Source organism: Desulfosporomusa polytropa (assembly GCF_055380075.1).
The window spans coordinates 4,730,031-4,743,334 of record NZ_AP042400.1; the positions used below are offsets into that span (position 1 = coordinate 4,730,031).

The 13,304-nt window shown below is 43.4% G+C and carries 16 protein-coding genes; 10 read left to right on the forward strand and 6 right to left on the reverse strand.

Annotated features, from left to right (window positions below; genetic code table 11):
* Nucleotides 1–119: 119 nt before the first annotated feature.
* A complete protein-coding gene (yabG, locus tag ACZ449_RS23760; protein ID WP_464258516.1) occupies nucleotides 120–893 on the forward strand; it encodes a sporulation peptidase YabG in 774 nt (257 codons plus the stop codon).
* A gap of 25 nt (nucleotides 894–918) precedes the next feature.
* Here the strand turns inward: yabG and ACZ449_RS23765 are convergent, their stop codons facing one another.
* Both ACZ449_RS23765 and ACZ449_RS23770 read right to left on the reverse strand, forming a co-directional pair.
* Complete coding sequence (locus tag ACZ449_RS23765; protein ID WP_464258517.1) at nucleotides 919–2,379, reverse strand: recombinase family protein; 1,461 nt, start codon at nucleotides 2,377–2,379, stop codon at nucleotides 919–921.
* Nucleotides 2,376–2,498 carry a hypothetical protein gene (locus ACZ449_RS23770; protein ID WP_464258518.1) on the reverse strand — a complete coding sequence of 41 codons (123 nt, stop codon included), beginning with the start codon at nucleotides 2,496–2,498 and terminating at the stop codon, nucleotides 2,376–2,378. The genes ACZ449_RS23765 and ACZ449_RS23770 overlap by 4 nt, the downstream gene beginning before the upstream one ends.
* A 212-nt stretch (nucleotides 2,499–2,710) precedes the next feature.
* Here ACZ449_RS23770 and ACZ449_RS23775 point away from each other — a divergent pair, with 212 nt between their 5' ends.
* Nucleotides 2,711–2,896, forward strand: coding sequence for a hypothetical protein (locus tag ACZ449_RS23775; RefSeq protein ID WP_464258519.1), 186 nt, complete (start codon nucleotides 2,711–2,713; stop codon nucleotides 2,894–2,896).
* 63 nt (nucleotides 2,897–2,959) lie between these two features.
* On the opposite strand, the gene ACZ449_RS23780 is transcribed toward ACZ449_RS23775, so the two are convergent.
* The gene (locus ACZ449_RS23780) at nucleotides 2,960–4,279 is read right to left on the reverse strand and encodes an L-lactate MFS transporter (RefSeq protein WP_464258520.1); all 1,320 of its coding nucleotides are present in this window, start codon (nucleotides 4,277–4,279) and stop codon (nucleotides 2,960–2,962) included.
* Nucleotides 4,280–4,427: 148 nt separating this feature from the next.
* Here ACZ449_RS23780 and ACZ449_RS23785 point away from each other — a divergent pair, with 148 nt between their 5' ends.
* The 3 genes from ACZ449_RS23785 (at nucleotide 4,428) to ACZ449_RS23795 (ending at nucleotide 7,314) form a co-directional block, all read left to right on the forward strand.
* Nucleotides 4,428–4,550 (forward strand): sporulation peptidase YabG, encoded by a 123-nt coding sequence (locus tag ACZ449_RS23785; RefSeq protein WP_464261933.1) that lies wholly within the window; start codon nucleotides 4,428–4,430, stop codon nucleotides 4,548–4,550.
* A 139-nt stretch (nucleotides 4,551–4,689) separates the two neighbouring features.
* Nucleotides 4,690–6,429, forward strand: a complete 1,740-nt coding sequence (locus ACZ449_RS23790; protein ID WP_464258521.1) for an Eco57I restriction-modification methylase domain-containing protein — start codon at nucleotides 4,690–4,692, stop codon at nucleotides 6,427–6,429.
* A gap of 219 nt (nucleotides 6,430–6,648) precedes the next feature.
* Complete coding sequence (locus tag ACZ449_RS23795; protein WP_464258522.1) at nucleotides 6,649–7,314, forward strand: CAP domain-containing protein; 666 nt, start codon at nucleotides 6,649–6,651, stop codon at nucleotides 7,312–7,314.
* 64 nt (nucleotides 7,315–7,378) lie between these two features.
* Here the strand turns inward: ACZ449_RS23795 and ACZ449_RS23800 are convergent, their stop codons facing one another.
* Entirely contained in the window at nucleotides 7,379–7,660 is a 282-nt protein-coding gene (locus ACZ449_RS23800) for a hypothetical protein (RefSeq protein ID WP_464258523.1), read from the reverse strand.
* Nucleotides 7,661–7,948: 288 nt separating this feature from the next.
* Nucleotides 7,949–8,461 carry a PepSY domain-containing protein gene (locus ACZ449_RS23805; protein WP_464261934.1) on the reverse strand — a complete coding sequence of 171 codons (513 nt, stop codon included), beginning with the start codon at nucleotides 8,459–8,461 and terminating at the stop codon, nucleotides 7,949–7,951.
* 251 nt (nucleotides 8,462–8,712) lie between these two features.
* On the opposite strand from ACZ449_RS23805, the gene ACZ449_RS23810 reads away from it, so the two are divergent.
* The 4 genes from ACZ449_RS23810 to ACZ449_RS23825 all read left to right on the forward strand — a co-directional run bounded on the left by ACZ449_RS23810 (nucleotide 8,713) and on the right by ACZ449_RS23825 (nucleotide 11,886).
* Nucleotides 8,713–9,084 (forward strand): hypothetical protein, encoded by a 372-nt coding sequence (locus tag ACZ449_RS23810; RefSeq protein WP_464258524.1) that lies wholly within the window; start codon nucleotides 8,713–8,715, stop codon nucleotides 9,082–9,084.
* Between the two features lie 208 nt (nucleotides 9,085–9,292).
* Complete coding sequence (locus ACZ449_RS23815; RefSeq protein ID WP_464258525.1) at nucleotides 9,293–9,961, forward strand: DUF3794 domain-containing protein; 669 nt, start codon at nucleotides 9,293–9,295, stop codon at nucleotides 9,959–9,961.
* Between the two features lie 85 nt (nucleotides 9,962–10,046).
* On the forward strand, nucleotides 10,047–10,958 hold the full coding sequence (locus tag ACZ449_RS23820; RefSeq protein ID WP_464261935.1) for an SPOCS domain-containing protein: 912 nt from the start codon (nucleotides 10,047–10,049) through the stop codon (nucleotides 10,956–10,958).
* 124 nt (nucleotides 10,959–11,082) lie between these two features.
* Nucleotides 11,083–11,886, forward strand: a complete 804-nt coding sequence (locus ACZ449_RS23825; protein WP_464258526.1) for a HipA family kinase — start codon at nucleotides 11,083–11,085, stop codon at nucleotides 11,884–11,886.
* Here ACZ449_RS23825 and ACZ449_RS23830 read toward each other — a convergent pair.
* Nucleotides 11,848–12,333: a L,D-transpeptidase gene (locus tag ACZ449_RS23830; protein WP_464258527.1), complete on the reverse strand. Its 486-nt coding sequence runs from the start codon at nucleotides 12,331–12,333 to the stop codon at nucleotides 11,848–11,850. The genes ACZ449_RS23825 and ACZ449_RS23830 overlap by 39 nt on opposite strands.
* A 144-nt stretch (nucleotides 12,334–12,477) precedes the next feature.
* Between ACZ449_RS23830 and ACZ449_RS23835 the strand changes: the two genes are divergently transcribed.
* Complete coding sequence (locus ACZ449_RS23835; protein WP_464258528.1) at nucleotides 12,478–13,290, forward strand: cyanophycinase; 813 nt, start codon at nucleotides 12,478–12,480, stop codon at nucleotides 13,288–13,290.
* The last annotated feature ends 14 nt before the right edge of the window (nucleotides 13,291–13,304 follow it).

The following is a 13,304-nucleotide window of genomic DNA, read 5'->3' on the forward strand; positions in this document are numbered from 1 at the left end:
TATAGTATATAGTGGAGATAAGGTATTTGCCACCAGTTATAGCCAGTAATTTTGTGGCACTTTAGCTAGGCGTTACATAGGATGTAATAGTTATAGCAACTGGTTAAGGGGGGATTGAGGTGGACATTCAAGTAGGCGACCTTGTTATTAGGAAATCTCATGGTGGCGACATTGTTTTCAAAGTAACTGACATATTTGTTGACGATACCCAGCAAACACACTGTGTGTTAAAGGGGCTGCATTTGCGGCTAGTGGCTGATTCGCCTATCGATGATTTAGAGCCAATTGAAGCAGAACATTTGCGTAATGAAATTGTCCGCATGGAAAGCATGCATAATAATACAATGCGGCAGGTACTGATACGCCGCAGCCGCGAACGAGAACAAATTGAATTAAGACGGGCTGAAGCTACCAAGAAATTCACTTTCTTTGATGTGCCTGGCAGAGTATTACATCTTGACGGTGATGAGGAATACCTCAAAATGTGTTTAAAAACCTACAGTCAGCTTAATATATGGGCAGAAGGCCGTTGGGTAGAAGAAACCAAACAAGCAGACGTTATTACCGGTTTATTAGAAGAAGTTCGGCCAGATATTCTGGTGTTTACAGGTCATGATGCTTTAATTGGCAATGGTAAAAAGGATATAAGTGATATCAATAACTACCGTAATTCCAAACATTTTGTCGCAGCCGTAAAAAAAGCCCGCCTGTTTGAGCCCTCCCGCGATGAATTAGTTATATTTGCCGGGGCCTGTCAATCACATTTTGAAGCTATTTTATCTGCAGGGGCCAATTTTGCCAGCTCCCCTAACCGCATTTTTATTCATGCGTATGACCCAGTGTTTATTGCAGAAAAGGTAGCCTTTACCCCTATCAACAAAGCTGTTATCTAAATGCGAAAGCCACCCTCCCGAGTGGCTACTGCTTAAACCAAAATTCATAGTTTTTTCCTGTTCTCTTAACATGTACCTGTAATTTATAATGCAATAAAATTTTCCGCTTTTCTTCAACAGTTGTGGCGTTCATAACAATTGCCGGTGATATTGTCAGCGGCTTTTTTATTTTATCCTGAACATTTTTCAATCCAGTCAATTGTTCTGCCATGACTGCGAGTTCTTTGGCTACTGCAGCTAGTTCAGCTTCGGCAACCTGAGTATCAAGGAGGTGGGCTTGATACCACTTCATAATATCCAATCGTTTTTTCTGTGCATAGTTTTGCCTTTTGGTTAATTCAGCAATGTCGCGCGAGCGATCAGGAACCTGCTCAGTTTGAAGATAATCTGATAGGGAGACAGCTCTTGTGGATATGGCAACAAGGGTCTGCCATACATCTTCTTCCAAAGCCTCAACCGGGATATATCTGTTGGGGCAACGCTCTGGGTTAAGGTGGTACTGAGGGCTGCTCTTAGTCACACAACGGTAATAATAGCGTGTTGTGCCATGATCCTTCATGTGGCTGGCCACCAAACCTCTGCCACAGACACCACAACGGGCAATTCCTCGCAGGAAGTATTCCCGCTTGGCATTGCGCTTTGATATATCCGAGTTTCGCTTAATTACTTGTTGTGCCTTCTCCCATGTATTTCGACTAACAATTTCCGGAACTTCAATAGCTAACCACTCGCTTTTGGGGCGCTTTATAAGTTTGCGGGTATGCTGTCCGGTCTTTGTTGTGCTAATTTGGCCGGAATAAGCTAAACCACAGTATAATTCTTTGGTTAGTATTCTGTAGATGCTCATCGGGTTGAAAGGCCTGCCAGCACGGTTAAAAATGCCCTTGGCAGTCAATTCAGTTGCTATTTGCGGGCTGCCCCAATAATTATTGATACACATATCGTATATTTGTGCCACAACAGCGGCTTCTTCATCATTAATTGTGTAGATAGAGTTTGCGGCATCCCAACCGAAGCCATAAGGATTATTGTTGAGAGGTATCTTCCCTTGTTTTGCTTTTGCCCTTTTACCGCGCAGGGTTCTTTCCCTGATCTTAGCCTTTTCAAAGGCACTTATAGCTCCCCGAATTGAGAAGAATAAGCGACCTTCTGGCGAACAGTCATAATCACCAGTGACGAACATCAACTGAACGCCGGCCTTTTCTATTTCATCAGCAATTAGTAGTTGGTTAGTCAGGTTGCGACTAAGCCGGTCCGGGTCATACACAACAATGGTGTTAATTAGTCCCTGCCGCAACGCTTCCCGTAAGTGGTCAAGCGCTGGTCGGTCTAAAAACTCGCCTGAGTAGCCATCATCTATGTATTCTTGTATGTTGGTTAATCCCAGGCTAACGAGCTTGTGACGGCACTGGGCTATTTGATCATCAAGGGAATAACCGGTTCGCGCTTGGTCCTCGGTGGAAACCCGGGTGTAGATGACGTTCATGGTGTAGATCCGGGCTTTGAGTTTCTAGCCACTTTCAGTGTATTTGATTTATCAGCAGCAGCTAAGTCTGTAGCAGGTATTTGGTTGATTGTTTTACAAGCTTTTTTACGGCGTAACATCCAGGGCCTCCTTTATCCGAGAACGTTGTACTTCTTTTACAATCTCGTTTCTATAGATGTACGATCCCGCATCTGTATTTATAACTTTAGTAATCATTTTGATGCGCATATTCTTGGCAACCACTATCTACAAAAGTCTTTAACACGTTATATATAGCAGAAGGCAAGCAGACAACCTGAGGCCGCATATAGTTTACCGGGAGGTGGATGCCATGGCCAATCCAAACCACAAGCCAAGAGAAAGAAGTAAGGGCGTTTTCTTGGGGGTAGAGTTTAAAACAAATCCTGGTGTCATATGCCCGCCAGACCAAATACCCCAGGAAGAAAGCGAACGGTTTGCGCGCATACTTATCAATATTTTAAAGCAAAGAGATTCAGAGCCGGATGGTTCCGGCTGACGTAGTAGGACAGGTGGTATAGCCAATGTTGCTATGGGATAGTTTTTAGTTGGTTAACGTAGGTTACGAAACGGATTTTTGAGTAGCTTCAGTAGGCGTGAATTTTTTATTGTTTAAGGTAAAGGTAATAAGCAGTCCCAACAGCAGGAGTACCGAAGCAGAAATAAAGGTATACTGAGCTGCCTCACTTGGGAAATTATCTTTAAGAAAAGCTACTATCTGAGGGCCTACGATTCCGCCGCATCCCCATGCGGTGAGGATGGCGCCGTAAACTACCGGCATTAGTTTATGCCCAAAGACATCAAGTATAAATGAAGGCATGGAACCAAAGCCACCGCCGTAGCATAGAAGAATATAACAGACAAGCGTGCTGAAGACAATTGGATTGCTAACAAATAATAGGATAATAAAGACCAAAAACTGAGTGCCAAGGATTAGGCGGAAGGTTTGGACTCGGCCAATTTTGTCAGACAGCCCGCCCCAGAAGAAGCGGCCTACACCATTAAAGATAGAACTAACAGCAATTAAAGTAGCACCGGCAGCTGCTAGTTCAGCAACCACTTGTGGGTTGGTCAAGGTAGCCGGGTCCATCGTTTTCTTCAAAAGATCCTGCAACAGGGGCGATTGGAAGCCAATGAACATAATTCCGGCAATAATGTTGCAGAAGAATACTGTCCACATCATCAGAAATTTGCCAGAGATAATACACTGTTTGGCGGTAATGATGTCCTGGGAAGCCTGAACTTCGGCCGAAACTAAAGGCGAATTGTAACCATTTGGCACAAAGTTTGGGGGCGGATTAACAAGACGATAACCTGCCGGCAGGGTGATGAGGAGCATAACTGTGCCGACATAAGAAAATACCAGCACAAGATTTCCGTCGGTTATGGACATGAAGATAGGCGCTAGGATCTTAGCCATAATAAGTGCGCCAAATCCAAAACCCATAACAACCATTCCGGTGATAAAACCTTTCTTGTCTGGAAACCACTTGGCGGCAGTTGCCACAGGAGTTACATAGCCAAGGCCCAGACCTATGCCACCAATAACACCATATCCAATATAAAGGAGGGGGAGACTCTTGATGGAGAAGGCATATGCAGCAATAAAATAGCCGAGGCTAAACAAGGTTCCGCCACTCATGGCAAGCTTTCGCGGGCCGAATTTGGGGAGATTAACGCCACCCCAGGCAGCCGCTAATCCGAGGAAGAAAATAGCCAGACTGAATGTCCAGGCGGCTTGGGCGTTTGTCCAGTTGTTAGCTGTCATAACCGGTTGTTGGAAAAAACTCCAGGCATAGACGGTTCCTAATGCAACTTGCAGCAAGGTTCCCATAATGGCTATTAACCAACGGTTTGGAACGGTTTGTAATTTTGTACTCATGGTTCTTGTCTCCTTTTCCCATAGTAGTTTGGTTCAATTACAGTTGCGACGAAAATGATTTCACAGTTAAAAATGCTTTTTTGATAGTGTGAACAAAAATAAGAATTATAATGAAAGATGCAGTAAATATCGTATTTAAATAACGTCTATTAATAAGACCGTTGATGTAAGTGACGCCATTACGGCATCGGTAACTGGCGTTGATGGCGTAGGTGGCCTGGAGACCAGAGGAAAATTCCGGTTAGGTATGCCGAAAACGCCAATCAGATAATAGAGGAAATAGATATGCGCGCCTTACAGACGTTCCGGGCACAGGTGGTAGTTCCTTTTTATATAAGTAAAAAGGAAAAGCATGTTATTTCAACGAACTATTGGTCATATTGAACACTAATTGTATGCGGAGGTCTAATGTGGTAATAGCAGGAGAACAACAAGGCAGTCGGACTGCTCGCAAGGCTGCCGGCATTTTTTATACACCGATACCTATTGTGGAATATATTCTGGAGCGCACGCTGGCAAATCATGATATAGTGGCAAACCCAGTGCCCCGAGTACTTGACCCAGCCTGTGGGTCAGGTAATTTTTTGATAGCGGCCTATGATTTGCTATTGGCTAAGTTAGCCGGAAAACTGTCTATGTTGCAAGAAAAGTATGCTGTGCAGCAATACACGATCAAAACCGGCTTGAGCGAATATTGTCTTGACGGCAGAGCCTACTGGCGCTTTGAGAACCTGCATTACCACATTGTGCACCACTGTTTGTATGGGGTCGATATGGATGAAGCTGCAATAACTAGGGCACAAGAGCGCTTGCAGGAGAAGCAAGATGCATTATCGGTAGGTTCGGATAGTATGAACCTGCTTATCGGTGACAGCCTGATTAAATGGGAGGATAATCCTGTAGCGGCAGCTGATTATACCGACAAGGACCGCTTGCAGTTAGTCGATTTTTGGACTCGGAAATATGACTATGTTATTGGCAATCCACCCTATATCAGCTTTGGATTAAACCGGGTAGGTAAAGTAACTGCCGAACAGGCTAAGTATTTGCGGGAGAACTATCCGCACTCGGCACAATATAAACTTAGCTATTATGCGTTGTTTTTGGAACGCGGTATTTTGGCGTTAAAGCCGGGGGGCTATCTTGGCTATATAACGCCTGACAGCTATTTGTTGGGACAATACTACTCTAAAATTCGCGAATTTATCTTGGATAGTTGTAGGATACAGGAACTGGCATTGGTGAGTACTACTGTGTTTTGCGGCGTGGCAGTGGGAATTCCGGCGATTACTATTTTGCAAAGAGAAGGCTGTGAGGAAGCTAAAGCAACGGCCATAGTAACGGTCAAGAAAATGAATGAAGCAGAGACGGAAACTACCGACTATCAATATCCGCAAACGTACTTTTCTGAACAAGTGTATAAACGATTTCGGTTGTTTTTTTCGGCAAGGGATAAAGCTATTGTCGATAAACTTGATCAAACCTCCTGCCGCTTTGGTGATATAACAAAAATTAGGACAGGCATGCGCTCACTGACTGTACAGGCAGATATAAAGAGTAAGCTGAGGCAAGGCGAAACATGGCGACCAGGATTAGTATCCTCAGCCCAGGTATTGCCTTTTGGCCTTTCCTATCAGGGCGACTGGCTGGACGTTAATCCGGCCAAGCTAAATAAAGGCGGTTGGGACAAGAACATTATGGCTCAGCCTAAGATTTTCTTGCGGCAAACCGGTGATAGTCTAATTGCTGCTGTAGATAGGTCAGGGTACTACCATCTGAATAATATTCATTCGGTGGTGGTAGATAAGGGGGAGCTTAGTTTAGATTATCTGGCGGCTATCCTAAATTCCCGGTTAATGAATTTTTACTACCAGACGGTGACATTGGAAAAAGGGCGGTCCATGGCACAAGTGGATATCGAAATGGTCGAAAAGCTGCCGCTCATCATTGACGATCGGCATGTCGGAGTGGTAGTTGGTTTAGCAAGACAGTTGGCTGATCAGGATAGTTGTGGGGCTGAAGATAAGGGTATTTATGCCGAACTGAATAAAGTAATTTATGAGATATATGGGTTATCGGCAAGCGATAGTATATATATTGAGCAGAATCTTCGCAGGGGAAAGTCTGCGAGAGTGCGGAAAAAATGTTAGCTGTAAGTAGGTGACATAAATTGGCGGGATGTTGGTGACAGGAATTTAAAAAAATGAGTCGAATATTTACATAACATAGGATTGGGTAACCAATTTTAAATCAATAAAATGCTAATACAGAGGTGCTATATCTGTAAAAACAAAGACTAGAAGGTTGGTTATGTAAAATTCATGAAGGTTAAAAAATGGGTAACTAAAACAATTTTTGGGTTGGTAATAATGTCGCTACTTGCTACCTCTTTTGGTGGTGCATGGGCGACAACTGCCTATGCTGCGGAAGTGGAAGAACAGTCTATTCAAAATGCCGATAATAAGGCTGTTATTGGTGGCTTAGTGGCGCTTGGTTTGCTAGCGATGTTTGTTGGTGGAAAAAAAGGAGGCAGCAGTGAGGCGGTCGCGAAAAACACGACAACAACTCCGGAAACTCCGACAACTCCGGCAGCTACGCCAGGTACTGCCACTACGGGCTCGACAGCCCAACCAACAACAAATACCTCAGGGCTTACTGCGGACGAAGCTAAAGCATTTCAGCTATTGAATGCAGACCGCGCAGCCAATGGTCTGCCTGCGCTCAAACTTAACATGGATCTGGTGCGTTTAGCAGAAAAATATGGACAAGATATGATTAATCGTAACTACTTTTCCCATTATAATCCAGAAGGGCAATCTCCTTTCGAACGGATGCAGCAAGCCGGTATTACCTATAGCTATGCCGGTGAAAATTTGGCCATCAACAGTAATGTAACAGCTGCTGAAAAAGCTTTTATGAATAGTTCTGGTCATCGTGCCAATATTTTAAATACTAACTTTACTGAGGTAGGTGTTGGTGTTCGTACTAATTCCGCAGGGTCTGTGTATGTAGTGCAAGAGTTTATAAAAAAATAGGAATACTTCAATTTGGTCAATAAAAAATCCGCGCTAATCGGCGCGGATTTTTGCTATTTCACAGTTACATACACTTTGGACAGCCTCCACGATGCTCATGATAATCGAACTCATGGCCACAAGACGGACATACTTTATATAATCGATAGGTGCACATTCTATAAAGCTTATAGTAACATTTAAAAGTTTTGACACATTCTTTGGTAGGCTGGCATTTCATTTTGGGAGTGCAGCAAGACATATCCATATCATGATAGTCATCATCCATGGAATGTTTGTCGTTACAGCCGCATTTGTCATAGTCATCATCGCACTTCCAGTAGGGATATTTTTTGTAAGCCTTCATGAACTGTAGTACCTCCTTATTATTTAGATAGTAGATTTTCACCTCTATAGGGGAAAGAGCATCTGGTATATACTATGAACAAGACGGAAAAAATGTTATGTTGTTTTCGATATATATATACAACGTGTTAAAGACTTTTGCAGGTAGGTGGTGTGTTGGCGCGGAAGTCAAACGCTAGTGGTGTAGCGTTGTCAACACCACCTACCTGTGCCTGCAAACTTCTTTATCGCAAAATATATTGCTAATAAAAGAGGCTGAAATCTTGAAAGTCAAGAAGTTCAGCCTCTTTTAAAGAGTATTTGGGGTATGGTTATCTTTTTTTCGTTGTGATCTAAGTAGGGGAATCGACAGATATATTCCTGTTAGCGTGAGCAGTATAAGACCGATTGCTGTAAGGTCAATAATCCACTTTAAATTCAGATTGCCGATTTTCCCTTGATGGAGTCCTTTAGCCATTCCCAAGACACCGGAGGGAACTGGTTTTGTTCTTGTCTGCATTTGTTCTTGACCTTGTGACATCAAGTCTTTACCCTCTGGAATTGTTCCTTGTGCTAGATTAGCAGCTGGCCTGCTTGTGGGCATTTCCGATTTTACTTGTCCCACTAGTCCGGGTTCGGCCAGTATTAAGCCGGTAATTGCTTCGATAAGTAGTACTATCGCAAGCATAAGTCCCAACCATAGGTGCAGTTTACGTGCTGTTCGATAGATAATTAAGCACCTCCAGTTTACTATATAATTCGTGTTACTGTGTGGATAATTTGCTATCGGTTTATCCCTATGTATTGTATATGTTAACGGCAGACGTACGGATCAAACTTGTGGAGGAAAGCGCCGTACGTCAACCGCAATTTTCGTATCCCAACAGTAGTATAAATTAGTATAGCCAGACAATTTTAGAATTTCTTTAGAAAATAGTGGTAAGTGATAAGATATAGACTAAATATATTTCAAATAATTACATGCGATAATAAAATAAATCTGCATATGAAAGTCAAAGAGGTAAATACCTATAATGGGTTATATAATTTTGGTGACTATAGGAGGAGTGCGCTTTGGCAGCAAAGGTGATTCCATTTCCTACTCAATCTGAACCTAATTTAACGGAAATAGAGATTCTTATTCGGGAATGGCTATTCAATATATCAGAAGAACATGATTTCATTGAGCATGTTGCGACACGGATGATGAGTTTTATTAGTAACTATGCTAACAAATGGTTTGAACCTACCTTCAACTTAGCAGTACCACCAACTTTGACACTGGAAGAGCGGAAAACACTTGCGGTTTCCATTGAAACCGGTGTTGACGATACAGCCAAGCAGGTACAAGAAATGGTTAACAAGATAATTGTAGAACGATTTTTCCTTGAGGTAGAAATGTATGAAAGTAGGGAAAAAAGTAAATTAGTATGCCCTAAACGGTAAGCGAAACAAGCATAAGAAGAAAGCATTTGTAGTGCGATTAACTACAGATGCTTTTTTTTTTGATGGTTTAGAGTCGAATTCTAGGGCATGTTTTCCCGATAGTAGTCATAGTTATAAGTTAGGGATTTGCCTGCAACCATACATTTTTGTCACATAAAAATTAGTGCAGGCATATATATAATTAGAATATACAAAGGGGGGAATCTGCATGAACGATAGAGCCAATAACAAGTGCACTCTTGGCATTGAAACCGGAACTATTATCGTGCGTCAAATCGTGGGGGAAAAAGAAAAACAAAAAGCACTGGATATTCACGTGGTTGTTCCGGAAAGAAAACCTTCCATTGAACAAATTGTTGATGTATTTGTTAAAGAAGTAGAAGTAAATAGTGTTGATGTAATTACCGATAAAGTTATCGTTCGGGGTGAGTTCGAGATAAAAGCTATTTATGTAGCCGCTTTGCCTGAGCAGCCTGTTCATGCTGTAGAAGTTAAGCATTATCGATGGACTCTTGATATTGATATTCCTGGCGCACGCCGTGGGATGGATGCTGAGGCCAGCGTTGTTGTTGAGTTTGTTGACTATGATGTTGAAGACCATCATCGTGCCTATAAATACAAGAATTTTGAGCCTATGGATTGTGATGAAAATGACGAAGATGATGATGACGACGATAACGATAACAATAACAATCACGATGACTGCCATGATCATGATCATGACCATGATCACGATTGTGACCACCATGGCCATCATCATCACCGCAATTGCCGGGAGTTTGACGTATCAGTTATCTTGAAAGTTACCGCCAAAGTTATGACTGATCGGGAAGTTACTCTTGGAACAGGAACTATGCCAACTACACCCAAAGGGTAGATTTGTTGAGGGGTATTCATGGAGAGGGGGGGAAACGATGGACGATATAACAAGAGCAGCCTCAGGCTCAAGTAATACTTCAGGCATGACAGTGAAAACAGTTGCTGGCGTAACTACTGTCGATAGTGCTGAACTGGAATGCGGCTGCCCAGAACCAGGTCCGGAGACAATTGAGGTAGAACAAGTTCTAGGTGCTGAAATGGCTCAACGGGTTGTGGAATTGGATTTGTTTGTTCCGGCAGAGAAGCCGGATATTGAACAAGTGGTTGATGTATATGTAAAAGAACTGGAAATTAACAAAGTTGATGTTATTCCAGATAAGGTCATAGTGCGCGGTGAATTAGAGGTAAAGGTAATGTATGTTGCCGATTTGCCCAATCAGCCGGTACATGCGTTTGAAAAAAGACATATCCGTTGGACACGGGATATTGTGATTGATGGTGCGGAACCTGATATGAAGGCTACTGCTGACGCAACTGTTGAATTTGTTGACTATGATTTCCACTGTCATCATGACAATCGCAAGGTGCACATTACTATTGTACTTAAAGTCTGGGCACGAGTGGTTACTACCACCGAGATGGATGTATTTGCATTAAGTCCTGTCGACGAAGTCGGTGTGGTCGAAAGCACTACATCTACAGATAAAGTCAGCGCTAGCCAGTTTACTGATGAAAATGTATCAGCCTCAGAAACTGGTGGTGGGAACATAGCAGGGTTTGGTGAACAAAATGTTATCGTTACCGGCCCAATGACACCGACCGCCGGTACAGCCACTGGTGTCAGCGGAACGGTAACAGTAACAGGCAATACGGTTAATATTAGAAGTGGACCTGGCACTAATTTTCCAGTTGTAACCAAGGTTAATAAAAATGCGACACTAACTGTCAAAGAACAGGCCTTTGGTTGGTATAAAGTAGTGCTTACTGACGGTACTACTACTGGCTGGATCGCTAGTTGGCTGGTAAATAGCACTACGGTTAATGCAAAAGGTTGAGAATAGCGACCCAGGGACGGTAATAATCCCTGGGTATTGTTTTATATGGCGGCTACTCACACAAAAATCCCGGAGGCGCTAAGCTACCGGGATTTTTGGTGAGTGGGGTATAGGAGGTGGCCTAATGTATCGGGCACTAAAATATATCGGTCCGGTGGGGCTGGGAGCGACATCTCCGCAACTATTTCGTGCCGAAAATGATTGTGGGGAAGTAAAAGTATGTGTTGTTAAGTTATCGACCAACCGTCTTGGAACCAAGGTTCTGGTAAATGAGCTGTTAGCCACTCGGTTTGGTGATTGGCTAAAGCTCTGCTTTCCGCCAGGGGGACCTATTTACATTTCCCCGGAAGTACTGGGCAGTAGCCGGCGATTAACTGCTGCCGCCGTACTGCCAGGCTGGCACTTTGGGTGTGAGTATTTGCAAGGAGTTGGCTATGTAAACAAATACAATCTGCATCAGGCAGTAAATAAAGAACAAATGGCGGGCGTTATGCTGTTTGACCATTTGTTCCATAATCCCGACCGGACGGAAAATAGAAAAAATCTGCTTATACGCAAAGAACGTGACGGCTATAAGCTTTATGCCATTGATAATTCTCATTTGTTTCGTCGTGGCAAATGGACAATTGCTATGCTCGAGGAGTTGGCTGAAACTATTACGGTAAATCATCGCCGTTCCTATGGCGTGCTTTTAAAATATTATCTAAGGCCGGCGCAATTATTTAAGTATGCCACGGCTGTTGAGAATATTGAGGATGCAAAATTTACTCTGTTTGTTGAGGGCATTCCCGAAGAATGGCTGCCTGATAAGGCGGAGCGGCAGGCTTTGCTTGAATTTCTTGTTATCAGGCGTGATAAAGCCTGCTGGGTGGCAGAACAATTAAGTAAGTTAATCCCGAATATACATCGGAGTGCCGATATTTATTAAGGTGAAAATCTCTTCGGCATGTGCATTATGCATCCGGATACAACCGTTCGAAACCATTTGACCAATTAGCCAGGGGGCGTTTGTGCCATGAAGCCCGTAGGCATCATAATTGAGGCCCATCCAGCGTGTTCCCAGTACCCCGCCCGGGTTGGTAATTTTGGTGGCAATGGCATAATTGCCGGTAGGTGTGGGGGTTGACGGCTTGCCGATGGCAACTGGATACTGTCGGACTGGGTTGTTACCATCAAATAAGGTTAGTTGGCGTTGGGATTTAACTAGGAGAATATTAGCTCTGGGTAGTGCAAAGCTGACTCTGTCAGTGCAAGGGATCGGTGTTACGTCCATGGTGGTAGCAGAAAGCTTTTGGCAGTAGGAGATGTAGCTTTCCCCTTCAGCCAGTTTGATTGTTTTTAATGACTCGGGTAAATAGATCCTTCTAATATTCATAGATGCTTCGACCTCCGTTTTCTCCCATTTTTCTGCTTTATTGTATTCATGAGCAGACAAAATGGTTAGTAAAACCTATTGAATAAAACTTATACAATTTTGGCAAAAATAGGAATAAAAAATAAACGGGAGAGTTATGCTAGGATGAATGATGCAATAGGTAGTTTGCTTATCATTGGTGGTCATGAAGATAAAGTAGGCGAGTGCTTGATCTTGCGCCGTTTTATTGATATGGCTGGTGGTCGGAATAGCCGGATTGTAGTGATTGCTACCGCCACCGGCCAGCCCCGCATTGTGGGTAATGAATATCGGGAACTATTTTCTGAACTGGGGGCGGCAGTGGTAACCATTGTGGCTGTTGCTGACAGAGAAACGGCAAACCAAAAAGAACAGGCTGAGGTTATTAAGCAGGCTACCGGCATATTTTTCACTGGTGGCGACCAATTGCGGTTTACCAGTATTCTCGGCGGATCGGCAGTTGACGCCGCCATTCGTGCTGCTTTTCGACAAGGGGCTGTTATTGCCGGGACTAGTGCCGGGGCGGCCGTTATGAGTGAAACTATGATTGTGGCTGGTAATTCTAATGATGCTCCCAAAAAATCGTCCCTAATCATGGCTCAGGGTATGGGGCTTTTGGCAGAGGGGGTAGTTGATCAACATTTTGCCCAACGCGGGCGAATTAACCGGCTGCTGGAAGCAGTAGCCCAGAACCCGCATGTTTTAGGAATTGGCATTGACGAAGATACGGCCCTTGTTGTTGGCCCTGACCGACTTTGCCAGGTGATTGGGTCCCAGACAGTGACGATTATTGACGGGAAGAGTATTATTTATTCCAACATTTCTGAGTCTACCCGCTGCCAACCATTAGCCATATCTAATGTGCTATTACATATTTTACCTTCAGGATTTGGTTTTGATTTAAATCTAAGGCTGCCGCTGCAACTTGCTACTAACTAGCTAAAGGGGATTGC

What these genes read in the sequence shown, in the direction of transcription:
- ACZ449_RS23765 (WP_464258517.1), bottom strand. Translation starts at nt 2,379, where the DNA reads ATGAACGTCATCTACACCCGGGTTTCCACCGAGGACCAAGCGCGAACC.
- ACZ449_RS23770 (WP_464258518.1), bottom strand. Translation starts at nt 2,498, where the DNA reads ATGTTACGCCGTAAAAAAGCTTGTAAAACAATCAACCAAATACCTGCT.
- ACZ449_RS23775 (WP_464258519.1), top strand. Translation starts at nt 2,711, where the DNA reads ATGGCCAATCCAAACCACAAGCCAAGAGAAAGAAGTAAGGGCGTTTTC.
- ACZ449_RS23780 (WP_464258520.1), bottom strand. Translation starts at nt 4,279, where the DNA reads ATGAGTACAAAATTACAAACCGTTCCAAACCGTTGGTTAATAGCCATT.
- ACZ449_RS23795 (WP_464258522.1), top strand. Translation starts at nt 6,649, where the DNA reads ATGTCGCTACTTGCTACCTCTTTTGGTGGTGCATGGGCGACAACTGCC.
- ACZ449_RS23800 (WP_464258523.1), bottom strand. Translation starts at nt 7,660, where the DNA reads ATGAAGGCTTACAAAAAATATCCCTACTGGAAGTGCGATGATGACTAT.
- ACZ449_RS23815 (WP_464258525.1), top strand. Translation starts at nt 9,293, where the DNA reads ATGAACGATAGAGCCAATAACAAGTGCACTCTTGGCATTGAAACCGGA.
- ACZ449_RS23820 (WP_464261935.1), top strand. Translation starts at nt 10,047, where the DNA reads ATGACAGTGAAAACAGTTGCTGGCGTAACTACTGTCGATAGTGCTGAA.
- ACZ449_RS23825 (WP_464258526.1), top strand. Translation starts at nt 11,083, where the DNA reads ATGTATCGGGCACTAAAATATATCGGTCCGGTGGGGCTGGGAGCGACA.
- ACZ449_RS23830 (WP_464258527.1), bottom strand. Translation starts at nt 12,333, where the DNA reads ATGAATATTAGAAGGATCTATTTACCCGAGTCATTAAAAACAATCAAA.
- ACZ449_RS23835 (WP_464258528.1), top strand. Translation starts at nt 12,478, where the DNA reads ATGAATGATGCAATAGGTAGTTTGCTTATCATTGGTGGTCATGAAGAT.